This is a genomic window from Bifidobacterium sp. LH_426 (assembly GCF_056356875.1).
Genome location: NZ_JBKEVB010000009.1, coordinates 73,064 through 96,461, shown reverse-complemented (window position 1 = coordinate 96,461; position 23,398 = coordinate 73,064). Strand labels below are relative to the sequence as shown.

The following is a 23,398-nucleotide window of genomic DNA, read 5'->3' as shown; positions in this document are numbered from 1 at the left end:
TCAAAAAGTGAACAAAAAGCATCATTTTTGCTGAATTTGAGTGTTTTTGTGCTGTTTATCGCATATATATGAACATAAAACTTTCATATTCACACACGAAACGCCGTCGATTTTGTGCGCATGCAAGCCGTTGTCCGATTCGTTATATTGTGACCCAGGCCACAGAGAACGACATGAAGTCGAGCTGGCCGAACGTTGTCCGCCCCAGCGGCGGGAGATTACAGAACACGAGTTTTGCTTAACGCACATCGAGGAGGATTCATGGCAGAAGCAAAGAAGACCGAGGCTCCCACCAAGCCGAGCCCGGAGGAGAAGCAGGCCGCCGCGCAGGCGGAGGTCGACGCCCTCGTCGCCAAGGGTCTGAAGGCCCTGGACGAGTTCGAGAAACTCGATCAGAAGCAGGTCGACCATATCGTGGCGAAGGCGTCGGTCGCCGCGTTGAACAAGCATCTCGTGCTGGCGAAGATGGCGGTCGACGAGACCGGCCGCGGTCTCGTGGAGGACAAGGCCACCAAGAATATCTTCGCGTGCGAGCACGTGACCAACTACCTGGCCGGCCAGAAGACCGTCGGCATCATCCGCGAGGACGACGTGCTGGGCATCGACGAGGTCGCCGAGCCGGTGGGCGTGGTCGCGGGCGTCACCCCGGTCACCAACCCGACCTCCACCGCGATCTTCAAGTCTCTGATTGCCCTGAAGACCCGCTGCCCGATCATCTTCGGCTTCCACCCGGGCGCGCAGAAGTGCTCCGTGGCCGCCGCGAAGATCGTGCGCGACGCCGCCATCGAGGCCGGTGCCCCGGCGGACTGCATCCAGTGGATCGAGCACCCGTCGATCGAGGCGACCGGCGCGCTGATGAGGCACGACGGCATCGCGACGATCCTCGCGACCGGCGGCCCGGGCATGGTCAAGGCCGCGTACTCGTCCGGCAAGCCGGCCCTGGGCGTGGGCGCCGGCAACGCCCCGGCCTACGTGGACGCCGACGTGGACGTCGTGCGCGCCGCGAACGATCTGGTCCTCTCCAAGCACTTCGACTACGGCATGATCTGCGCCACCGAGCAGGCCATCATCGCCCACAAGGACGTGTACGCGCCGCTGATCGCCGAGCTCAAGCGCCGCAAGGCCTACTTCGTGAACAAGGAGGAGAAGGCCAAGCTCGAGCGGTACATGTTCGGCTGCACCGCTGGTTCCGGCCAGACCCCGAAGCTCAACTCCGTGGTGCCGGGCAAGTCCCCGCAGTACATCGCCAAGGCCGCCGGCTTCGAGATCCCGGCGGACGCGACCATCCTGGCCGCTGAGTGCTCCGAGGTCTCCGACAACGAGCCGCTCACCCACGAGAAGCTCGCCCCGGTGCAGGCCGTGCTCAAGGCCGACGGCAAGGAGCAGGCGTTCGAGATGTGCGAGGCCATGCTCAAGCTGGGCGCCGGCCATACCGCCGCCATCCACACCAACAACCAGGAGCTCGTGCGCGAGTACGGCCTTCGCATGCACGCCTGCCGCATCATCTGGAACCAGCCGAGCTCCCTGGGCGGCATCGGCGACATCTACAACGCGATCGCCCCGTCGCTGACCCTGGGCTGCGGCTCCTACGGCGGCAACTCGGTGTCCGGCAACGTGCAGGCCGTGAACCTGGTCAACATCAAGCGCATCGCTCGGAGGAACAACAACATGCAGTGGTTCAAGATCCCGGCCAAGACCTACTTCGAGCCGAACGCGATCAAGTACCTGCGCGACATGTACGGCATCGAGAAGGCCGTCATCGTGTGCGACAAGGTCATGGAGCAGCTCGGCATCGTCGACAAGATCATCGACCAGCTGCGCGCCCGCTCCAACCGCGTCACCTTCCGCATCATCGACTACGTCGAGCCGGAGCCGTCGGTCGAGACCGTCGAGAAGGGCGCCGAGATGATGCGCGAGGAGTTCGAGCCGGACACGATCATCGCGGTCGGCGGCGGCTCCCCGATGGACGCCTCCAAGATCATGTGGCTGCTCTACGAGCACCCGGAGATCAGCTTCTCCGACGTGCGCGAGAAGTTCTTCGATATCCGCAAGCGCGCGTTCAAGATCCCGCCGCTGGGCAAGAAGGCCAAGCTCGTGTGTATCCCGACCTCCTCCGGCACCGGTTCCGAGGTCACGCCGTTCGCGGTCATCACCGACCACAAGACCGGCTACAAGTACCCGATCACCGACTACGCGCTCACCCCGTCCGTCGCGATCGTGGATCCGGTCCTGGCCCGCACCCAGCCGCGCAAGCTCGCCTCCGACGCCGGCTTCGACGCGCTCACCCATGCGATGGAGGCGTACGTGTCCGTGTACGCGAACGACTTCACCGACGGCATGGCCCTGCACGCCGCCAAGCTGATCTGGGACAACCTGGCCGAGTCCGTCAACGGCGAGCCGGGCCTGGAGAAGACCAACGCGCAGGAGAAGATGCACAACGCCGCCACCATGGCCGGCATGGCGTTCGGCTCCGCGTTCCTCGGTATGTGCCACGGCATGGCCCACACGATCGGCGCCCTGTGCCACATCGCGCACGGCCGCACCAACTCCGTCCTGCTGCCGTACGTGATCCGCTACAACGGCCAGGTGCCGGAGGAGCCGACCTCGTGGCCGAAGTACAACAAGTACATCGCCGACGAGCGCTACCGCGACATCGCCGTGAACCTCGGCATCGATCCGGGCAAGACCCCGGCCGAGGCCGTCGAGAACCTGGCGAGGGCCGTCGAGGACTACCGCGACAACAAGCTCGGCATGAACAAGAGCTTCCAGGAGTGCGGCGTGGACGAGGACTACTTCTGGAGCGTCCTCGACCAGATCGGCATGCGCGCCTACGAGGACCAGTGCACGCCGGCCAACCCGCGCATCCCGCTGATCAACGATATGAAGGACATCGCCGTGGCCGCCTACTACGGCGTCTCCCAGGCCGACGGCCACAAGATTCGCGTCGAGCGCGAAGGCGAGGCCGCCACCGAGGAGGCCTCCGAGCGCTGAACACGCTAGGCTAGGCGGTCTCCGGCCCTCTCGTCAGAGTGAGACCTGCGACCGGCCTTCCCCATAACGATGAGGTCCCCTTCCGTCAGGAAGGGGACCTCATCGTCTTCGCGCATCCTTTTTCCCGCCGATTCAGTCGCCAACTGATGCCGTTCCATGTGATCCTCCCGATAATGGCCCATGAACAACGTGTCGAACGAGAGAACAAGGAGCACGACATGCGTATGGGACGGAAGATCGCAGGCGGCGTGGCCTGCGCGTTGGCGGCGGCGATGATGCTGGCCGGCTGCGGCGGGTCGACGGGCGCGACGGGGACGAATGGCGCGTCCGGTGGCTCGACGTCACCGGTGACGAAACCGCTGGACCTCTCCAAGCTCGAGACGAGCGTCGCGTCGACGCCCGTCGACGACCAGCGTCAGGACATGATGTCGTTCACGAACGGCACGAACGTCACCATCGTCGCCGTCTCACTCAACTACCGGCAGAAAAGCGACGTGACCGACGACCAGCGGCAGGCGGCGTTCGCCGACCTGCGGCAGGCCGTGACGATGATCGAGGATTCCGACTACGAGGAGCTCAAGACCGAACCGCTCAAGTGCACGAGCAACCTCATCGTCAAGCCGGGCGCGACCGGCGAGAACGGCGAATGCACGATCGGCGGGTGGAAGGCCATCGGCGACTTCACATCGCTCATGGAACCGGACACGATGTCCGTCGCCTACCTGAAGGGCGCGAACACGATCGGCAAAGCCACCTATGACTTCGTCAACAAGAAGACCGCACTCGACAAGGCCGAAAGCAAAGCGAACCAGTGGGGCGACGACAAGCTCACCAAGACCCTGCCCACGCCCGAATCGACGATCATCGGCGGCTCGGTGAGCGACACGAGCGTCGGATACAGCGTCTACGGCACCACGCACGACCAGTTCGCCGCCTACGTCGAACAGTGCAAGCAGAAAGGCTTCACCGTCGACGGCGAAGGCGACAACTACGCGTCGATGAAGGGCGCGAACGATTCCGATCTGTCTGTGAACTACTTCCCCGACGACGAGAAGATGACCATCAATCTCTATACCGCCGACTGAGCCGGGAGAAGCCTCGTTCCCCTTCGTCGTATGAGCAAGGTCACGGGAGTCGGAGGCTCTCGCGACATCATCGTCCTGTACAGTGGTCGGCAACGGACGATCATCGACGAAGGGGCATGACATGGGACTGTTCGACGGCATCAGGAATCTGGTGGGCAGCGCATTGGGGGATGTGGTCGGCGATGCCGTCGGTGATGCGGCGAACGGCGTCATCGGCAACATCGCCGAACAGTTCGCCGGTGGCGTCGACCTGAGCGCGATCGGCGACCTGCCGACGGCGGTGACGGAACAATTCGACGCCGGTCAGCTCGGCGAGATCGCGCAGATCGCCGGCGATCATTTCAACGCGGAACAGCTCGGCGACCTGACCGCCTTGGCCGAGGAGCACGTCTCCGCCGACCAGATCGGGAACGTGGCCGGCATGATCCAGGAGCAAGGCGCGAACCTCGACCTCGGGGCGATCGCCGAACAGGCCGGCCTGCCCGGCGACGTCATCGGACAGATCTCCGGACTGCTCGGACGTTGAACCGTCGCCGGACGCTCAGGCGGCGAGACGGCTGCGAATCGCCTCGGTGACGGTCACGCCGCCCAGCACGGCCATGATGCCCGCGGACACCAGACTTAGGATGCGGCGCGAACGGCCCGACTTGAGCCTGCCGGCGAAGAACGCGGCCATGCAGGCGAGCGTGACGAGCACCATCATGCTTTCCGTGAAGTGGATGAGCCCCAGCGAGACGCCCATCCGCAGGTGATCGACGCCCGGCACGAGGAACTGGGGGATGACGGCGATGTAGAACACGCCGATCTTCGGGTTGAACAGGTCGGTGAGGAATCCGCGCACGAACGAGGAGACGATGGGGGAGGCGAGCGGGCCGCGTCCGGCACCCACGGTCGCGACGGCCGCAGCCGGACCGGCCGGTTCCGGCGTTGTCGTCGTTTCCATCGCCTCGTTCTCACCGGTCTTCGGCTTGCGGACGAGGCTGAACGCCAGATAGAACAGGTACAGTCCGCCGAGCAGCCTGATCGCGTCATAGGCGAGCGGGAACGCGTTGATGATCGCGGCGAGACCGACCGCCGCGGCCACCGCCCACGCGAGCACGCCGAACGAGATGCCGCACGCCGCCGCGATGCCGCGCCGACGCGTCGAATTGATGGTCTCGTTGACCACCATCATCATGTCCAATCCCGGCAGCAGGGCCATCGACCCGGCCACCAGCGCGAATCCCAGCAGCGCCTGCACATACGTCATGTCATCTCTCCTCTCCCGATGCACCCACATCCGTCGGTTTCCGGCCACTGTACCGCCAGTACGTTGCGGCGGACGCGTCGCGTCTCGTCGGACGACGCGGGTGTACGGTGTCGCGTATGAGCGTTTCCCCCGTGCGTCATTCCGTGCATCCCGCATACGACGACGTGATTTTCGATTTCTGCGACGTGCTGGTCGACTGGCGGCCGCGTGCCGCGGTCGGCGGCGTCGTACCGGCCGACGCCGCCGACCGGCTGTTCGACCGCGACGACCCGTACGGATTCTGGCATTACGACGAACTGTCCGATTTGGGCTGGAGTGAGGAGCGCATCCTCGCCGACTATGCCGCGCATCACGCGGCCGACGCGCACGAATCCGTGGAACTCGCGGCGTTCCGCACGTACTTCACTCGGCAGCGGCTCGCACTCGTCGGCATGCTGCCCGGCATGGCCGGACTGCTGCGCGACCTCGACGCGGCCGGCGTGCGCTGCTGGGGATTGACCAACTTCACCATGAAATACGTGGACGCGGCCAGCGAACTGTTCCCTGCGCTGGGACTGCTGCGCGACGTGGTCGTCTCCAGCGCCGAACGCATCCACAAGCCCGACGCGGAGATCTACCGTCGCGCGGTCGCTCGCTTCGGCGTCGACCCGGCGCAGGCGGCGTTCGTCGACGACAAACAGCGCAACGCCGACGCCGCGGCCGCCGCCGTGCCCGGTCTGACCGGCATCCGCTTCACCGGCGCCACGTCGCTGCGCGCCCGGCTGTTCGCATAGGGCGTTCACGCGGTTGCTCATGCGTGGTCCGGACGCGAGCGACCGCGGAATCGGCGCCCCGCTTACTGCAGGCAGGCCTCGATGTTGTTGCCGTCCGGGTCGTGGATAAACGCGGCGTAGTAGGTCGGGCCGTAGTTCGGGCGTGGACCGGGCTGGCCATTGTCCGTGCCGCCGGCGGCGAGACCGGCCTCATGGAACGCCTTGACGACGTTTTGATCGGCGGCGTGGAACGCCAGATGCGCCGGGACGAGCGGATTGCCGTCCTTCGGCGACTGGATCCACACGCTGTCGCCGTCCGCATCGTTCGCGAAGCACACGGCGCCCGGGAACTCATGCTTCTTCACGTATCCCAGCGGTGCCAGTAGCTTCTCGTAGAACCCCGCACGCTCGTTCGCATCCTTGACGAACAATCCGACATGATCGATCATGACAGCCTCCTTATGACTGGTCGCGCATATGTGCGGCGGCGATTCCGCCACCTCCCAGTCTAGTGATGGCGGAACGATTCGGACGGCGTGATCTCCCGCCATTTCATCGATTCTCAATCAAGCGAAACGATGAGGACGGCCCACTATGTGTCACAATGTGAAGAGCCGGCTCCTGTTCGTTCACTTGTCGACATGGTCCTTGAACAGATCGACGATGATTCCGGTGACGGCGCACAGCAGACCGCCGATCACCCATGACATCCAGAACAGCGACCCAGGGACGAGGAACAGCAGCGTCAGACCGACGATCGTGGCGACGAGCATGATGATGCCGCTCAACGCCCCGGACAGTTTCACGGATTGCGGCACGTCACCGGAACGTTGACGCCGACTCCGCTCGATTTCCTTGTTGTAGCCGTCGATGTTCATCATGTCGTGTCGCATGCCGCAGTAGACGAATCCGAACACCGCGGCCGCGGACAGCAGCAGCATGACCGCGTTCGGCCACCCCGCGGTGACTTCCCGCACCTCGTCCATGTACACGACGACCGCGATGCCGATCAGAATCGCCGCCACGCCCGCGACCACGCCGCATGCCAGAAGCCGGGATTCCCTGCGGCGGTCATCCTCAGTGTAGAAGTCCTTGACATACGGGTGATTCCGCCTGAACGCTGCATGCGCCATGGCACCCGGAACCAACAGAACCAGTCCGATGATCACTCCCACGCAGATGCAGACGAACATCAGGAAGTCATTGAGCGGATTGACGCCGATGATCGAATGTTCCGGGTCGAACAGGTTGGCGACGCCGACCGACGCGATGATTGCCGTCACACCGGATGCGATCAGCATCGAGAACCGGAGGCGGTGGGCGTCGTATCCGGTGATGTCCTTCGGCAGTGGCGCGGTCGGAGCTCCTTCCCGTTGTGCGACCGTGTGAGACTCATCGGCGATGGTCGGGGCGGTCTCGGTCGTTCCCGTGGTGACTGTCGGTCGATCCACGTCGCCAAGCACCAGATCGTCAAGCGTGCATCCGAACAGGTCGCAGATCGCCAGCAGCTTGTCCATTTCCGGGTACGCCTTCTCGGATTCCCACTTCGAGATCGCCTGCCGCGAAACGCCGAGCAGCATGGCCAGCTGCTCCTGCGTCATGTTGCGCCTTGCACGCAGGGTCTGCAGATTGGTGCGGAAAGTCATCGTCATCATCCCCTCTGGTCGGTGGTGTCGGCTCATCACGTCCGAACGATGATTCCACTGTGACACGGTGGCGTCGCTTTCGCCACCATCTTGCGGTTGCCATGGTGAAACGCAACCGGACAATGCCGCGACCACGGCGCAACCGGTGGTTGCATGGGCGTCAATCCGCCGTTTTCTCACGAATCCCAAGTATGAGGGGGGTCAGGAACGGCGATTCACCGTTTGCCGCGCAGATTGTAGGGGTCGTAGGTGTCTCCGTCCGTTTGTGCGCGGCGTTCCTCACGGATCTCCTCGGCAGTCTCGCGGGTGATGCGCCTCAACTCTTCTCGTTGCCGGTCGATTATCGTCTGGTCCTCGCTTCGCCATGGTCGTTCGAGGCCGATGATTTCCATCAGCCGCACCGCGCCGGCAGCGATGCTCGTAGCCGCGACAATCGTCATGTCCGTGTGCCAGAGGGCGGCGATCCACGGCAGGGAGAACGGCAACACGATTCTGGCGACGATCAGCGGCCATGGCATCGGCGAAATGATGCGGTTGGCGGCCCGGCGCGGTTCATAGTCGCAACGTGAATCAATCAGCGATATCCCGATCCATGTAATCGCCAGCATTGCGGCGAGCGTGCCGCCATCGAACACGATGCGCGCGATGAAGCGCAGCCCCAGCCACGCAATGATCAGACTGATTGGGAACGATACGATGGCATTCAGCAACAGGTGGCCGACGAATACGTGGGCGTATCGGGGCCTGTCCGAGCCGGTTGATCGGCTGTCGGTGTCGTCGCCATTACGGCCGTCCATATCGAACCTTTCGCTATGCCGGATCGGAACGAAACGTCAGTTCCTGGTCGGATCCTTCTGGAGGGTGAGGAAGACGAGGGCGATGGCGAGGAGGATCGCGATGGAGAGAACGCCGATGCTCGCGTTGCCGGTGATCGACGTGGTGGTGGCCACGAGGAACGTGCCGAGAATCGATGCGGTCTTGCCGAAGATGTCGTAGAGGCCGTAGTACTCGTTGGCGTGCTCCTTGGGAATGATCTTGCCGTAGTAGGAGCGGGACAGCGCCTGGATGCCGCCTTGGAACATGCCGACCAGAATCGCCAGCACCCAGAACTCGACGGCCGAGCGCAGGAAGAACGCGGCGAAGAACACGATGCACATGTACGCGATCACCGCCGCGACGATCATCGGCTTGCATCCGAACCGGCCGGCCAGACGGCCATACAGTATCGCGCACGGGAACGCGACGAACTGCGTCACCAGCAGCGCCACGACCAGCTGCGTAGAATCGATGCCGAGCTCGGTGCCGTACGAGGTGCTCATCGAAATCACCGTGTTCACCGCGTCGATGTAGAAGAAGAACGCGATCATGAACATCCACAGCGGCTTGTTCCTCACGAGCTTGCGCAGCGTGCCGCCGAGCTCGGCGAACGTGCCGCGTACCGCCTCGCGCGTATGGTCGCGCGTCGCACGGTAGTGCACCTGCCGGTAGCTGGTCAGCAGCGGGATGGTGAACGCCACCCACCAGACGGCGGTGATGACGAACGTGGCGCGCGTGCACGCGGCCGTCGACCAGCCGAACAGCGCCGGACCGCCGAAGATCAGCGCGATGCACGCGATGAACGGCACGGTCGAACCCACATAGCCCCAGCCGTAGCCGTGCGACGAGACCTTGTCCATGCGCTCGTTCGACGTGGTGTCGATGAGCATCGAATCGTAGAAGGTGAGCGAACCGTTGAGGCCGATCGTCGCCAGCACGTACACGATGAGGAACGGCAGCCAGGTCAGCGGCAGGGCGAGCGCCGCGCACGTGACCACGCCGGTGCCGAAGAACCCTAGGAAGAACTTGATCTTCATGCCCTGCACGTCGGCGATCGAGCCGAGCAGCGGCATGAGCAGCGCGATCACCAGCGAGGCGATGGTCTGCGCGTAGCCCCAGGCGGACACGATGTTGCCGTCCGCCGGCATCAGCGACTTCGCGTAGATCGGCACGACCGCGGTCGACAACAGCACGAACGCGGAGTTGCCCACGTCGTAGACGATCCACTTCTTCTCGCGCGGCGTGAGCTTCGCCGCGGCGGGCGACGCCGCGGCCACTGGCTGTTCGGACATGATGGGACTCTCCTCGACGATGGAAACCGCAATCCATCGTAGGGGAGAGTCCATGTCGTCCGGCGCGCCAGCCGGTGAACGCAGGGTGAATTATCGCGCGTGCCGCATGCCTTCCGGGCGCTACCGCGCCGCGACGCCGGCCAGCGTGACCGCCTCCTTGTAGCCCGGGCAGACGGGCACGCCGGCGCGATGGCGCTGGATGGCGAGCGAGGCGGCCGCATTGGCGATCGCCACCGCGTCGGCCAGTGACCAGCCCTTCGCGAGCATCGCGCACATGACGCCGGTATGGCAGGAGCCCGCGGAGCGTGTGTGCACGCCCTTCGTCGGATGGCCTTCCATGTGCAGCACCTCGCCGCCGGGCTCGCGCACCCATGCGCCGCGCGATCCGGCGCGCACGACCAGCGGCGCGCGCAGCGTGTTGCCGAGCGCGTCGCACAGCGCGTTCATCGCCTGGTCGAATCCGCCGCCGACGGTCAGCGCCCCGGCCTCGCCGAGGTCGACGCCGAGACGTTCCGCGAGCGTGTTCGCCTCCTGCCGGTTGCACGACCACGTGGGGCGTGCGAGCACGAGATCCTCGAGCAGATGGTCGTTGACGAGCTTCAGCGTGTTCGTCGGGTTGATGACGAGCCGGTAGGGGCGCTTCTTCGGGTCGGTGCCGGCCCGGTGCATGAACTCGTCGATGCCGGCCGCCGCATGGTCGAGCAGCGTGTTGCCGCTGATGTGCACCACGTCGCCCGTCTCCGGTTCGACCGCGTCGAACGTGTGCCCGTCGCCCTGCGCCTCCACGCCGTAGCGTGCGACGAACGTCTTGCGGCCGTCGTCGTCGTGGAAGACGAGACGGAATCCGGAGTCCGCGTCGAGCCGGCTCGGGCCCACGTGCGTGATGCCGTCGTGCTCGTACGCTTCGCGGATCATCGTCGCCCACACGCCGTTGCCGATGATCCCGGCGTGTTTGGCGGGCACGCCCATGCTGCTCACCGCGTCCAGCACGCGGTAGCTGCCGCCGACCACCGGGCGCGCGGCGTTGGAGACCGCGAAGCCGCCGGGGGCGGGCAGTGCGTCCACGTCCATCATGATGTCGACCCACACCTGGCCGAGCGAGATCACCGAGGGGGTGTGCCCGCCGTTCGGGGAGCCCGCCGGCGTCTCGGCGGCCGTGGCCTCCTCGGCGGCCGACTCCGCCACGGCCCGGTCGATGCGTCGTTCCTCCTGCCGCTGTTCGATGAACTCGCCCAGTCGCGTTCCCTTCGTTTCCCCGTTGATGTGCTTCGACAACATGGCGTCCTCCTTGAGCGCTCGATTGCACGCGTCCGACGCGATGCACTGTCACCATTCTATGGCCGTGCGTACGGCGTATGGTGGATTGTAGGCCGTTCGGGGCGTGGCGCAACGGGCAACGGGGGTGACTTTGCCTCGTATCCGAGGCGCGTCCGCCGCGTATCCGCCGTGTACGTGGCGTGTACGGAACCGCATAGGATACCACGCGTGTTGCGTTTGTCGGGCCGCTGGGATATATTCGTGAAGTTGTGTGTTCGGCTAAGCGTGTTCGCATGCCCGGCCGAATCGCGAAAAAGACTTGATAGTCAAGGTTAAAGGGAGTCCATCATGGCAGCTCGTTGTGACGTGTGCGGCAAGGGTCCGCAGGTCGGATACACCGTGTCTCACTCGCATATCCGCAACAAGCGCACCTTCCGTCCGAACCTCCAGTCGGTCCGTACCACCGTCGAGGGCGAGAACGTTCGCCTGCGCGTGTGCGTCAAGTGCATCAAGGCCGGCAAGGTCCAGCGCGCGGTTGCGTGAGTGCGCGGATAGCGTCAACGTATCGAAGCCTCCATCGGTTCGCCGATGGGGGCTTTCGTTTTAGCCGCCGCGCGCGTCGTCGTGTGTGGGAGAATGGGACGTTATGAGCATCACCTGGGACACTCCGATCGCCGCGCTATTGGCGAACAAACGCCGCGCGTCCACGCTCAAGTCGTTCGGCATCGTCACCATCGGCGACGCGCTCACCTACTATCCGTTCCGCGTCGCCGACCCGGTGCCGGCGCGCGCGCTCGGCGAGGCGCGCGTCGGCGAGGCGATGGCGTTCGCCGGCACGGTGCGCTCGGCGCGCACGTTCCACGGTTCGCGCAACATGCGTCTCGTCGTCGACGTCGATGACGATGGATTCGCCGCCTCCCGCGGCATGCGCGCATCGGTCGCGCAGTTCGTCTTCTTCTCCGGCAAGAAGGGATATCTCGACTGGATGTCGCGCCGTCTCGCCCCCGGCGCCGTCGTGGTCGCCTCCGGCGTCCCCGGCGAGTATATGGGTCAATTGCAGTTCAACCATCCGCAGGTGATCACCGTCGCGCCGGAACCGTCGTCGCCGATTGCCGGGCGGACGATGACGCCGGACGCGAACGACCCGTGGCGCGCGTTCGCGACGTCGCCCGCCGCGCCCGCCGCGACGGCCATGCCGCGCGCGAACGGCTACGACGCGCCGACCGTCGCCGAGGCGCTGGCGCGCGTCACCCGGCCGCGCCCCGTCTACCATGCGTCCGCGCGACTGTCCAGCGAACGCATCCACGAGACGATCCTGAGTCTCATGTGGGCGCTCGGCGGGCGCGACATGCCCACGCCCGGCACCGACGACATCACCCTGCAATCCCACGACGACGAGGAGCGCTTCGCCGGCACGCTCGCCGATGCCATCCCCGACGTGCTGCCCGAGACCATCCGCGCGGAACGGGGACTCATGCACCGCGCCGAGGCGTTCCGCGCGATCCACGAGCCGAAGACCGTCGCCGACTTCCACAAGGGCATCGCCACCCTGCGCTACGAGGAGGCGTTCGTCTGCCAGACCGCATTGCTTGAGGCGAGGCGCAGCGCGCACAAGTCCGCGGCGCATCCGTGCCCGTTGCCGGACGCGGACGCCGACGCCCCGTCCCTGCGCGACCGGTTCATCGCCTCCCTGCCGTTCATGCTCACGAACGGCCAGCGCGAGGTCATCGACGACATCGCCGCCGACATGACGCGCGACGCCCCGATGCAACGCCTGCTGCAGGGCGAGGTCGGCTCCGGCAAGACCGTGGTCGCGCTCGCCGCCATGCTCCAGGCCGTCGGCGCCGGCTATCAGGCCGTGCTCGTCGCGCCCACGCAGGTGCTCGCCGAACAGCACGTGGCGACCATCACGCGCATGATCGCCGCGATGGACGGCATCGACGGCGACGGTGGCGCTGATGACGGAGGCGCCGGCGACGGTACGGACGCCAGCGACGCCGGTCCGTCCGTGTCGGTGACGCTGCTCACCGGCGGCATGAAGCTCGCGGCGCGGCGCAAGGCGCTCGCCGCCGCCGCGAGCGGCACGCCGGGCATCATCGTCGCCACACACGCCGCCTTCTCGAAGACGTTCCAGGCGCCGAGACTCGCGCTCGTCGTCATCGACGAGCAGCACCGGTTCGGCGTCGAACAGCGCGAATCGCTGAACGCGAAATCGACGGACGGTACCGCGCCACACCTGCTCGTCATGACCGCCACGCCGATCCCGCGCACCGCCGCGATGACCTGGTTCGGCGACCTTGACATCTCGTGGCTCACCGAACTGCCCGGCGGGCGCAAGCCGATCCGCACGATCGTCGTCAACGAGGCGGACGGGCGCACGATGGCGCGCATGTTCGCGCACATCCGCGCGCGCATCGACGCGGGGGAGCGCGCCTACATCGTGTGCGCGCGCATCGACGCGGACTCGGACGACGATGGCGGGGCGCGGCGCGGCGGGCGCGGCTCGCGCGGCGAGGCGGCGGTGCCGGACGGCATCGACGACGCGTATGAGACGCTCGACGAGAACGGCGAGGCGGTCGCGAGGCCGCCGCTGCACTCGGTGGCGGAGATCACGGCGCGGCTCAAGGCGCTGCCGCAGTTCGCCGGCATCCGGTTCGCGACGCTCACCGGGCGCGACAAGGACGACGTGAAGGCCGAAGTCATGGCCGGATTCGCCTCGGGGGAGACGCCGATCCTCGTCTCCACCACCGTGATCGAGGTCGGCGTGGACGTGAAGCAGGCCAGCTGCATCGTGATCTTCGACGCGGACCGCTACGGTCTGTCCCAGCTGCACCAGCTGCGCGGGCGCGTCGGCCGCGGCGGCACGGACAGTTGGGCGTTCCTCGTCTCGCGTGCCGAAACGGGCACGACGGCCGAGGCGCGGCTCGAGGTCATCCATGATTCGCTGGATGGCGCCGAGATCGCGCAGGCCGATTTGGAGTTCCGCGGCGCCGGCGATGTGCTCGGCGACGCGCAGTCCGGCGCGAAATCGAGCCTCAAACTGCTGCGCGTCGTCAAGGACGCGGACCTCATCACCGACGCGCGTGCGCGCGCCGAACGATTGCTCGCCGACGATCCGACGCTCGACGGGCACGCGCAGCTCGCCGGCGCGGTGCTCGACTTCACGCGCGGCAACGAGACCTTCCTCACCTCCAACTGACGCCCGTTTTTCCGCTCCCCTTGTCAGGGGAGCTGGACCGCGCAGCGGGACTGAGGGGTAGTCCGTACCGGCAATGGACGACGTGGCGTACCGCTAAAGTCGATGATCATGCGAGTGATCTCAGGACGATTCAAGGGCGTGGCTCTGGCCACGCCGAAGACCGGCACCAGGCCGACCACCGACCGCACCAAGGAGGCGATCTTCTCGCGTCTCGACGCGTGGGGCGTGCTCGACGAGGCGCGCGTGCTCGACCTGTTCGCCGGCACGGGGGCGCTCGGCATCGAGGCGCTGTCGCGCGGGGCCCACGAGCTGGTGGCCGTGGAGGCGTCGAAGCCGGCGGCCGCGCTCGTCGTGAAGACCATCGCGCAGCTGAAGCGCAACCGGTCATGGTCGTCGGATCTCTCGGCGCGCGTGATCGTGCGCAAGGCGGAGGCGTACGCGGCCTCCGGCGCGGGTGCGGCAGGCGCGTTCGACGTGATTTTCATCGACCCGCCGTACGCGTTCGAGACGGAGGCGTGCGACCGTCTGCTCGCCGACCTCGCGACGAACGGATTCGCGGGGGAGGGGACAGTGATCATGCTGGAGCGTTCCGCGCGGTCCGAGCGGCCGACGCCGCCGGATGGTTGGGAGATCACGGACGACCGCGACTACGGGGAGACCGCGGTGTACTACATCGAGCGGATTGCGGACTGAGAGCCGATCGGGGGCCTCGGGTTCCGGTGCGCCACGCCGGAGATACCTCGAATCGGGATATGCATGTATAGTCATATCTCGAAACGAGATATTGTGTGTGCGGCATGCGCATGTGCGGCCGCATCACGAACGAAAAGGGGAAACCATGTCCTTCGTCACCGCCCTTGAAACCCGCCGCTCCCAGTACGCGCTGACCGATGCCTCGCCAATCAGCGACCAGGAGATCGCCGACCTCGTCAAGAAGGTCGTCGTCGACGTGCCGAGCGCCTTCAACTCCCAGCCGCAGCGCGCCGTCGTCCTGTTCGGCGACGCCAGCAAGAAGCTGTGGGACATCGTCAAGGAGACCCTGCGTAAGGTCGTGAACGACGAGGAGGCCTTCAAGTCCACCGAGGCGAAGATCGACTCCTTCGCCGCCGGCCACGGCACCGTGCTCTTCTACGATGATGAGGACGTCACCAAGCAGCTGCAGGAGAACATCCCGGCCTACGCCGCCAACTTCCCGGGCTTCGCCCGCGACGCCGCCGGCATGCTCCAGCTCGCCGTGTGGACCGCCCTCGCCGAGAAGGGCCTGGGCGCCTCCCTGCAGCACTACAACCCGCTGATCGACGAGGCCGTCGCCGCCGAGTTCGGCCTGCCGAAGAGCTGGAAGCTCCAGGCCCAGATGCCGTTCGGCGTCGTCGCCCAGCCCGCCGGCCCGGTCGAGAAGCAGCCGGCCGACGAGCGCGTCAAGGTCTTCGGCCTGTAAGCTGCCGATTTTGGCCCCCTCGTCAGAGGGGGCCAAATCATATCTACCGCAGTTTGCGGGGGTGGGCGGCGGAGACCTCCCAGCCCAGGGCCATCAGGGTCTTGCGGTCGGCCTTGTCCAAGGACTTGCAGTCCAGCCGTTCGATGAGATCGGGGCGGATCTCGTCGGTGCGCGTCAGCGCCTCGTCGCGGCGGTAGCGGTCCACCTTGCCGTGATCGCCGGAGAGCAGCACGTCCGGCACCTTCAATCCGCGCCATTCCGCCGGCTTCGTATACTGGCGGTGTTCGAGCAGCGCGTTCGCGCCCGTGTATGACTCCTCGACGATGGAATCGGCGTTGCCCATGAATCCCGGAATGAGCCGCGTGATCGCCTCCACCATCACCGAGGTCGCGACCTCGCCGCCGTTGAGCACATAATCGCCGATCGAATACTCGCGCACATCCACGCCGCGCGAACGGTAGTACTCGGGGATGCGCGCGTCATAGCCCTCGTAGCGGCCGCAGCCGAACAGCAGATGATCCGCGTGCGAGAGCTCGGTCGCGTCCTTCTGCGTGAACAGCGGCGCGGACGGGTTCGGGAAGATGAGCACCGGGCGGACCTCGTCGTGAATGGTATCGGCGTCCTCCTGCGGGTCCAGGCCCAGCAGCTCGTCGAGGCATTCGGCCCAGACGGCCGGCTTCATCACCATGCCGGCGCCGCCGCCCACCGGGGTGTCGTCCACCGAATGATGCACGTCATGCGTCCAGTCGCGCAGGTTGTGCGCCGTGATGCTCAGCAGGCCCTTCTCCTGCGCCTTGCCCATCAGGCTCAATCCCATCACGTCGAAATACTCGGGGAACACGCTCACGATATCGATCTTCATAAGCATCCACCCTATCGCAAGGGGTGCGGCCGGCGGCTTTCAGGTGAATATCTCGAATCGTGGTGCGGAACGTGAGATTACGGGGGCTTGCAGCGTGATATCACGAAAAATGATGGCGTCTCCAATCCGTGGGCGGTCTGGGACTGATAACGCGCCATCAGATGATTTGATGACAAACGTTCCCGGGGCTCGAAACGAGGTATTACTCTTGCGCGGTGATGACGCGAGGGGGACGGGTCGTCGATTCCATACCTCTCGTGCGAATCGAATGAGAGGAAAACGCATATGACCAAGAAAACGACCTTCGCCACGCGCGCCGTCTCGGCGCTCGCGGCCGGCGTGGCCGCCCTGCTGCTCGTCGGATGCGGCGCGAGCAACGCGACCACCACCACGTCCACGCCCACGACGGTGGACGGCAAGCTCAACAAGATCGTCGCCACCGGCGACGCCTCGAAGAGCCCCGCCAAGGCCAACGCCCGCAAGGACACGTTCGTCGCCACCATCAGCTCGCCCAGCGGCGTGTTCCTGCCCTACTTCCAGGACAACGGCTGGGACGGCAACGCCACGCAGCCGATCTTCAACTCGCTGGTCCTGACTGACACCGCCGGCAACCCGATCCCCGACCTGGCCGAATCCTGGGAGGTCTCCGACAACGGCCTCGACTACACGTACCACCTGCGCAAGAACCTCAAGTTCTCCGACGGCAGCCCGCTGACCACCAAGGACGTGGCGTTCACGCTCACCCTGCTCAACGACCCGGCCTACTCCGGCAGCGCCGACTTCACCGACATCGGCATCAAGGGCGCCGACGAATACAAGAACGGCAGCGCCGACTCGATCTCCGGCATCAAGATCAAGGACGACCAGACCATCACCATCGAGACCACCAAGGTCAACCCGCTGGCGCTGACCACGCTCGGCGGCCAGGTGCTCTCCAAGGCCTACTACGGCAAGGACTACAAGAAGGGCAAGCTCGACTACCTCAAGGACCTGTACTCCAAGCCGATGGGCGACGGCCCCTACCAGCTCGACAAGTACGTCGACGGCCAGGAGATCCGCTACAACGCGAACCCGTACTACTACGGCGGCAAGCCGAAGATTGCCCACCTGATCTTCAAGGTCACCTCCAAGGACACCGCGCTCGCCAACTTCCAGAACGGCGAGACCGATTTCGACGGCTTCTCCCCGGACCCGGACAACGTCGACCAGCTCAAGTCCTTCGGCTTCGCCTCCGTGCGTGAATCCACCGTGCCCGACATCGGCGAGATCTGGATCAACAACAAGAACGCGATCCTCAAGGACAAGAAGGTGCGTCAGGCCCTCGTCTACGGCCTCGACCGCCAGCAGATCATCGACGTGACCTACAAGGGCTTCGGCCAAGTCGCCAACGTCTACGCCGCGCCCACCCAGTGGTCCTACACCGACAAGGGCGTGAACCCGTACAAGTTCAATGCCGACAAGGCCAAGAAGCTCCTCGACGAGGCCGGCTGGAAGGAAGGCTCCGACGGCATCCGCGTCAAGGACGGCAAGAAGCTCACCATCCACTACCTGACCAGCAAGGACGACGACCAGGTCGTCCCGATCGCCACCGAGAACTACAAGGCCATCGGCGTCGACTTCCAGCCCGAGGTGCTGGACGGCGATACGATCATCCAGCGCTGGACGCAGGGCGGCGACTGGGATCTGGTCGGCGGCTTCCGCACCAACGGCCTCGTCGATCCGGATGACGCGATCAAGGAGTTCTACAGCACCAACCCGAGCGTCAACCTGACCGGCTATGACAACCCCGAGGTCACCAAGCTGGCCAAGGAGGGCATCTCCACCCAGGACAAGGCCAAGCGCAAGGAGATCTACGCGAAGATCTACAAGCTTCTCAACGCCGACGTGCCGACCATCCCGCTGGCCTACCGCCAGTCCGTGAGCGCCTGGAACGCCCGCATCAAGGGCGCCGACAAGTACTCCACCGGCAACAGCGACGTCTCCCAGGTGCTCGCCAAGCTCGAGATCGCCAGCAAGTGACGCGGCCGACGCTCCGGTGACGCTCTGACGCCATCGAACGGTCCCGTGACGCCCCTCGCCGGGCGTCACGGGACCAACCTATGACCCCCGAGACACAAAAGCTTCCCCATGGTTCGATACACACTCAAACGCTTCGGCCAGATGATCGTGATGATGTTCCTCCTCTCGATTCTGGTCTTCTTCCTCTTCGCCCTGATGCCGGGCGACTTCTTCTCCGGCAACCGCAAGCTCACGCCGGCGCGACTCGCCGAGCTGCGCGCCCTGTACGGACTCGACAAGCCGCCGCTGCAGCGCTACTTCATCTGGCTCGGCAACGTGCTCCACGGCGACTTCGGCTGGTCGCTCAAATACAACGAGAAGGTCACCGACCTGCTCAAGACGTACATGTTCAACTCGTTCATCGTCGCGCTCGCCGCGATGGTCGTCGCCTGGACCGTGGCCGTGATCATCAGCGTGTATTCCGCCGCCCACCAGTACTCGACCATCGACAAGATCGTCACGATCGTCGTGTTCGCCTCGATGTCGTTCCCCTCGTTCTTCGTGGGGCTTCTCGCGATCAAGTTCTTCGCCGTGGATCTGCACTGGCTGCCCGTCGGCGGCATGATCGACACCGGCAGCACCAGCACGGGGCTAGCCCATGCGCTCGAGGTCGGACGCCACATGATCCTGCCGGTGCTGCTGCTCGCCTTCTTCTCCGCCGGGTCGCTCACCCGGTACTTCCGTTCCGGGATGCTCACCGCCCTGCGCGCCGACTTCGTCAAATGCGCCCGCGCCCGCGGCATCAAGGAGCATGCCGTCGTGTACCGGCACGCGCTGCGCAACGCGATGCTGCCCGCCATCACGCTGCTCGGCTTCGAGCTGCCGGGACTGTTCTCCGGCGCGATCATCACCGAGCAGATCTTCGCATGGCCCGGCATCGGCCCGATCCAGCTCGAAGCGTTGAACGCCCGCGACTACGAGGTGCTGATGACCTGCACGCTGCTGCTGTCGTTCCTGACGATCCTCGGCAACTTCCTCGCGGACATCGCCTATTCGCTCGCCGACCCGCGCGTCAGGCTCGCGCAGAAGGTGCAGGCGTGAGATGGGGGTGACGACGATGAAGACGACGAAACCGAAGACGGCGAAATCGAAGAAAACCGACCGCACGCTCCCGCTGTGGCGCCGCTACGCGCGCGACCTCGTGCGCATCCGTGCCGCGCAGATCGCGATCGGCATCCTGATCTTCATGCTGGTGTTCAGCTATCTGGGCCCGCTGTTCAGCCCGTACGGTCAGAACCAGCTCGACGTGCGCGTCGCCGAACAGGCGCCGACGCTCGCGCACTGGCTCGGCACCGACGACTACGGCCGCGACGTGCTCACCCGACTCATGTACGCCGGTCGCGTCTCGATGCTCATCGGCATCCTCTCGACCGTCATGTCGATCGTGCTGGGCGCGCTGATCGGCGTGGTCTCCGGCTACTTCGGCGGACTGGTCGACGCGGTCGTCATGCGCGTAGCCGACCTGCTCATGTCCATCCCGAGCCTGCCGCTGCTCATCATCATGGCGGCGTTCCTCTCCGCGTTCAAGGTGCCGGCCGATTCGCGCATCTACGTGGTGATGGTCATGCTGAGCCTCATCGGATGGCCCGGCATCGCCCGCATGCTGCGTGGCGAGGTGCTGTCGCTGCGCGAGGAGCTCTACATGAAGGCCACCGAGGCGCTGGGACTGAGCACCCGGTCCCGCCTGTTCCACCATCTGATGCCGAACGTCTACCCGCTGCTCATCGTGCAGACCACGCTGAGCGTCGCCGGCGGCATCCTGATGGAGTCGACGCTGAGCTTCCTCGGCCTCGGCGTGATGCCGCCGAACGCCTCGTGGGGCAACATGATGGCCGTCGCCTCGAACCTCATGGACTTCCAGAAACGCTGGTGGCTGTGGATTCCGCCGGGATTCGCGGTCTTCATCACCGTGGTCAGCATCAACGTGCTCGGCGACCGCATCCGCGACGTCGTCGACCCCCGCTCGAAGGAGGCGTGAATTGTCGGGCGACAACATCATCGACCGGAACGACCGGAACGACCGGAACCAGCGCGGCGACGGCCCGCTGCTGCGCATCGAGGAGCTGCACGTGTCCTTCCCGCAGGAGGACGGCGGCGTGCGCACGGCCGTCGACGGCGTCACGTTCGACGTGCCGCGCGGCGAGGTGACGTGCATCGTCGGCGAATCCGGCTCCGGCAAATCCGTGACCGCGATGTCGGCGATCAACCTGATCGACCGGCCGGGCCGCATCGACTCCGGCAGCATCGTCTTCGACGGACGGGACGTGCTCGCGATGGACGCCAAATCACTGCAGCGACTGCGCGGCGAAGGCATCTCGATGATCTTCCAGGAGCCGATGCACTCGCTCAACCCGGTGTTCACGATCGGCGACCAGATGGTCGAGACGATCCTGACGCACATGGACGTCACCAAGAAGGAGGCGCGGAGCAAGTCCATCGCATGGCTGGAACGCGTCGGCCTGCCGAACCCGGAACGCATCATGCGGCTGTACCCGTACGAGCTGTCCGGCGGCATGGTGCAGCGCGCGATGATCGCCATCGCATTGAGCTGCGAGCCGAAGCTGCTCATCGCCGACGAGCCGACCACCGCGCTGGACGTGACCATCCAGGCGCAGATCATCGACCTGCTGCTCTCGCTCAAACAGGAGATGGGCCTGACAATCCTGTTCATCACGCATGATTTCGGCGTGGTCGCGGAAGTCGCCGACAAGGTCGTCGTCATGTACGAGGGCCACATCATGGAGCAGGGCGACGTCTACGCGATCTTCGACCATCCGACGCACCCGTACACCAAGGCGCTGCTCGCCACCAGGCCCGTGATCGGCGACCGTCGCCGCCGTCTCGCGACCGTACGCGACATCGCGCCGGAATTCGCCGACCTGTCCGACGGAACGTTCTTCAGCAAACGGTACGGTTTCGACGGCGCGACGGCGGACGGCGGCGCCGCGGACGGGACGTCCGCAGGCCACGCCGGTCCCGCCGCGGCCGCGACGGACGCCGGCAACGCGACGGACACGATGGACGCGCTCGGCGGTCTCGACGACGTCGACCTGTCGGACCGCGACCTCGGCGACCCGAACGCGCCGCTCGTCGAGGTGAGCCATCTCAAAAAGTACTTCCCGATCAAAACCGGATTGTTCAACCGGACGACCGATGTGGTGCGCGGCGTCAACGACGTGAGCCTCACGGTGAACGCCGGCGAGACCGTGGGCCTCGTCGGGGAATCCGGTTCGGGCAAGACCACGCTCGGACAGACGATCCTGCGCCTGCAATCCAAGACCGATGGCGAGGTGCGGTTCCGCGGGCGCGACGTCTTCGCGCTGCCGCCCAAGGAGCTGCGCACGCTGCGCCCGCAGATGCAGTACATCTTCCAGGACCCGTACAGCTCGCTCAACCCGAGGCTGCCGATCGTCGACGCGATCGGCGAGCCGATGGTCGAGCACGGGCTCGCCACGAAGGACGACGTGCGCGACAAGGTCGTGCGGATGCTCGGAATCTGCGGCATGAACGCCGACGCGCTCGACCGCTACCCGCACGAGTTCTCGGGAGGCCAGCGGCAGCGCATCGGCATCGCCCGCGCGATGGCGCTGTGCCCCGATTTCGTCGTGGCCGATGAGCCGGTCGCCTCGCTCGACGTGTCGATCCAGGCGCAGATCATCAACCTGTTCAGCGATCTGAAGGAGATCCGCCGGACGGCGTTCCTGTTCATCTCGCACGACCTGAGCGTCGTCGAGCACCTGTGCGACCGGATCGTCATCATGTATCTGGGCGTCGTGGTGGAAAGCGGCAGCCGCGAGGAACTGTTCAATAACCCGCTGCACCCGTACACCAGGGAGCTGCTCGACGCGATTCCCGTGCCTGACCCGCGTCGCCGCCACGCCGCGACCGGACTGCACGGCGGGCGCGGCGGGCGCGACGGCGATCCGGCGGCGCACCGCCCCTATGCGCAGGCGATCCGCGAGGGACATGTGCCGGCGCTGCACCGGGTCGGCGACGCCGATCACTGGGTCGCGGAAGTGTGAATGCGAGCGAGGCTGCGACCGCGTCCGGTCACAGCCTCGCTTTTCGTCTGGGTGGCTCGGGTGGTTCGAGCTCGCCCGGTCAGAGTCCCGGAATCAGGCCGCCGGGCGGGTCGAGCGTGAGGTAGCCCTCCTCCACGTCGATGTCCGGCACGAGCTCGTCGACGAACGGCACGAGCGCGGTCTTCTCCATGACCGGCGTGCCGTCCTTCGCCGTGCCGACCTGCACCGGTTCGGCGAGCCTGATCTTGAGCAGCGACTGGGCGGGGGAGTCGATCACGTCGACCACCTTGCCGACCACGTGGCCCTCCTCCACGCCGAGGCCGTTGCCTTCGGCCATGCGGGCCTCGAGTCCGATGAGGTCCTTCGGGTACCATTCGTCCGCTTCGAGCATCTCGTCCGGATCGTCGGCCTCGCCGTACAGTTCGGTGCCGTTGAGCGCCTCGGAGGCGTCGCGGTTGTCGCAGCCCTCCAGCTTGATGATCCAGCGCTTCTTGAACGTGCGCGAGGACTCCACCACGTATTCGGTTTCTCCGTCCTTCGAGTAGAGCACGGAACCGGGCTCGAAGCGCCATTCCGGTTCGTCGGTGAACACCTGGACGGTGACCTCGCCCTTCATGCCCTGCGCCCGTCCGATACGACAGACCCTCAGCAGTTCGAGCTGCTGAGGGTCGTCATGCATATTCTGATCTGCCATGCCAAGCAGTGTACCCCATCGAGTACCTAGTCGTCCG

20 protein-coding genes are annotated in these 23,398 nt (G+C 65.6%); 12 read left to right on the top strand and 8 right to left on the bottom strand.

What is annotated here, in order from left to right; genetic code table 11:
• The first annotated feature begins 261 nt into the window (after window positions 1–261).
• The 3 genes from adhE to AC1AYD_RS09030 all read left to right on the top strand — a co-directional run bounded on the left by adhE (window position 262) and on the right by AC1AYD_RS09030 (window position 4,602).
• The gene (gene adhE / locus AC1AYD_RS09040; protein WP_476545033.1) at window positions 262–2,991 is read left to right on the top strand and encodes a bifunctional acetaldehyde-CoA/alcohol dehydrogenase; all 2,730 of its coding nucleotides are present in this window, start codon (window positions 262–264) and stop codon (window positions 2,989–2,991) included.
• Between the two features lie 224 nt (window positions 2,992–3,215).
• Window positions 3,216–4,076: a DUF6591 domain-containing protein gene (locus AC1AYD_RS09035; RefSeq protein WP_476545031.1), complete on the top strand. Its 861-nt coding sequence runs from the start codon at window positions 3,216–3,218 to the stop codon at window positions 4,074–4,076.
• 121 nt (window positions 4,077–4,197) lie between these two features.
• A complete protein-coding gene (locus AC1AYD_RS09030) occupies window positions 4,198–4,602 on the top strand; it encodes a hypothetical protein (protein WP_476545030.1) in 405 nt (134 codons plus the stop codon).
• Between the two features lie 15 nt (window positions 4,603–4,617).
• Here AC1AYD_RS09030 and AC1AYD_RS09025 read toward each other — a convergent pair whose 3' ends face one another.
• The gene (locus AC1AYD_RS09025) at window positions 4,618–5,325 is read right to left on the bottom strand and encodes a LysE family translocator (protein ID WP_476545029.1); all 708 of its coding nucleotides are present in this window, start codon (window positions 5,323–5,325) and stop codon (window positions 4,618–4,620) included.
• A gap of 116 nt (window positions 5,326–5,441) precedes the next feature.
• On the opposite strand from AC1AYD_RS09025, the gene AC1AYD_RS09020 reads away from it, so the two are divergent.
• A complete protein-coding gene (locus AC1AYD_RS09020; RefSeq protein WP_476545028.1) occupies window positions 5,442–6,098 on the top strand; it encodes an HAD-IA family hydrolase in 657 nt (218 codons plus the stop codon).
• 62 nt (window positions 6,099–6,160) lie between these two features.
• Here the strand turns inward: AC1AYD_RS09020 and AC1AYD_RS09015 are convergent, their stop codons facing one another.
• The 5 genes from AC1AYD_RS09015 to AC1AYD_RS08995 form a co-directional block, all read right to left on the bottom strand.
• On the bottom strand, window positions 6,161–6,526 hold the full coding sequence (locus AC1AYD_RS09015) for a VOC family protein (protein ID WP_476545027.1): 366 nt from the start codon (window positions 6,524–6,526) through the stop codon (window positions 6,161–6,163).
• Between the two features lie 180 nt (window positions 6,527–6,706).
• The gene (locus AC1AYD_RS09010; RefSeq protein WP_476503022.1) at window positions 6,707–7,723 is read right to left on the bottom strand and encodes a helix-turn-helix transcriptional regulator; all 1,017 of its coding nucleotides are present in this window, start codon (window positions 7,721–7,723) and stop codon (window positions 6,707–6,709) included.
• 215 nt (window positions 7,724–7,938) lie between these two features.
• The gene (locus AC1AYD_RS09005) at window positions 7,939–8,520 is read right to left on the bottom strand and encodes a hypothetical protein (protein WP_476503023.1); all 582 of its coding nucleotides are present in this window, start codon (window positions 8,518–8,520) and stop codon (window positions 7,939–7,941) included.
• A 36-nt stretch (window positions 8,521–8,556) separates the two neighbouring features.
• Window positions 8,557–9,831, bottom strand: a complete 1,275-nt coding sequence (locus AC1AYD_RS09000) for an MFS transporter (RefSeq protein WP_476503024.1) — start codon at window positions 9,829–9,831, stop codon at window positions 8,557–8,559.
• A gap of 120 nt (window positions 9,832–9,951) precedes the next feature.
• On the bottom strand, window positions 9,952–11,109 hold the full coding sequence (locus tag AC1AYD_RS08995; protein ID WP_476545025.1) for a PfkB family carbohydrate kinase: 1,158 nt from the start codon (window positions 11,107–11,109) through the stop codon (window positions 9,952–9,954).
• 327 nt (window positions 11,110–11,436) lie between these two features.
• Between AC1AYD_RS08995 and rpmB the strand changes: the two genes are divergently transcribed.
• From rpmB to AC1AYD_RS08975, 4 genes are all read left to right on the top strand, one after another.
• Window positions 11,437–11,631, top strand: a complete 195-nt coding sequence (rpmB, locus tag AC1AYD_RS08990) for a 50S ribosomal protein L28 (protein ID WP_034529605.1) — start codon at window positions 11,437–11,439, stop codon at window positions 11,629–11,631.
• 103 nt (window positions 11,632–11,734) lie between these two features.
• Window positions 11,735–14,287 (top strand): ATP-dependent DNA helicase RecG, encoded by a 2,553-nt coding sequence (locus tag AC1AYD_RS08985; RefSeq protein WP_476545024.1) that lies wholly within the window; start codon window positions 11,735–11,737, stop codon window positions 14,285–14,287.
• Window positions 14,288–14,395: 108 nt separating this feature from the next.
• Window positions 14,396–14,980, top strand: coding sequence for a 16S rRNA (guanine(966)-N(2))-methyltransferase RsmD (gene rsmD / locus AC1AYD_RS08980; RefSeq protein WP_476545022.1), 585 nt, complete (start codon window positions 14,396–14,398; stop codon window positions 14,978–14,980).
• 145 nt (window positions 14,981–15,125) lie between these two features.
• A complete protein-coding gene (locus AC1AYD_RS08975) occupies window positions 15,126–15,725 on the top strand; it encodes a nitroreductase family protein (RefSeq protein ID WP_476545021.1) in 600 nt (199 codons plus the stop codon).
• 43 nt (window positions 15,726–15,768) lie between these two features.
• Here AC1AYD_RS08975 and trmD read toward each other — a convergent pair whose 3' ends face one another.
• Window positions 15,769–16,587 carry a tRNA (guanosine(37)-N1)-methyltransferase TrmD gene (trmD, locus tag AC1AYD_RS08970; RefSeq protein ID WP_476545019.1) on the bottom strand — a complete coding sequence of 273 codons (819 nt, stop codon included), beginning with the start codon at window positions 16,585–16,587 and terminating at the stop codon, window positions 15,769–15,771.
• A gap of 285 nt (window positions 16,588–16,872) precedes the next feature.
• Here trmD and AC1AYD_RS08965 point away from each other — a divergent pair, with 285 nt between their 5' ends.
• The 4 genes from AC1AYD_RS08965 to AC1AYD_RS08950 all read left to right on the top strand — a co-directional run bounded on the left by AC1AYD_RS08965 (window position 16,873) and on the right by AC1AYD_RS08950 (window position 22,667).
• The gene (locus tag AC1AYD_RS08965) at window positions 16,873–18,606 is read left to right on the top strand and encodes an ABC transporter substrate-binding protein (protein WP_476545018.1); all 1,734 of its coding nucleotides are present in this window, start codon (window positions 16,873–16,875) and stop codon (window positions 18,604–18,606) included.
• 108 nt (window positions 18,607–18,714) lie between these two features.
• Complete coding sequence (locus AC1AYD_RS08960; protein WP_476545016.1) at window positions 18,715–19,686, top strand: ABC transporter permease; 972 nt, start codon at window positions 18,715–18,717, stop codon at window positions 19,684–19,686.
• 16 nt (window positions 19,687–19,702) lie between these two features.
• Window positions 19,703–20,623 carry an ABC transporter permease gene (locus tag AC1AYD_RS08955; RefSeq protein ID WP_476503031.1) on the top strand — a complete coding sequence of 307 codons (921 nt, stop codon included), beginning with the start codon at window positions 19,703–19,705 and terminating at the stop codon, window positions 20,621–20,623.
• Between the two features lies 1 nt (window position 20,624).
• Entirely contained in the window at window positions 20,625–22,667 is a 2,043-nt protein-coding gene (locus AC1AYD_RS08950) for an ABC transporter ATP-binding protein (RefSeq protein ID WP_476545015.1), read from the top strand.
• Between the two features lie 79 nt (window positions 22,668–22,746).
• Here AC1AYD_RS08950 and rimM read toward each other — a convergent pair whose 3' ends face one another.
• On the bottom strand, window positions 22,747–23,346 hold the full coding sequence (rimM, locus tag AC1AYD_RS08945) for a ribosome maturation factor RimM (RefSeq protein WP_476545037.1): 600 nt from the start codon (window positions 23,344–23,346) through the stop codon (window positions 22,747–22,749).
• Between the last annotated feature and the right edge of the window lie 52 nt (window positions 23,347–23,398).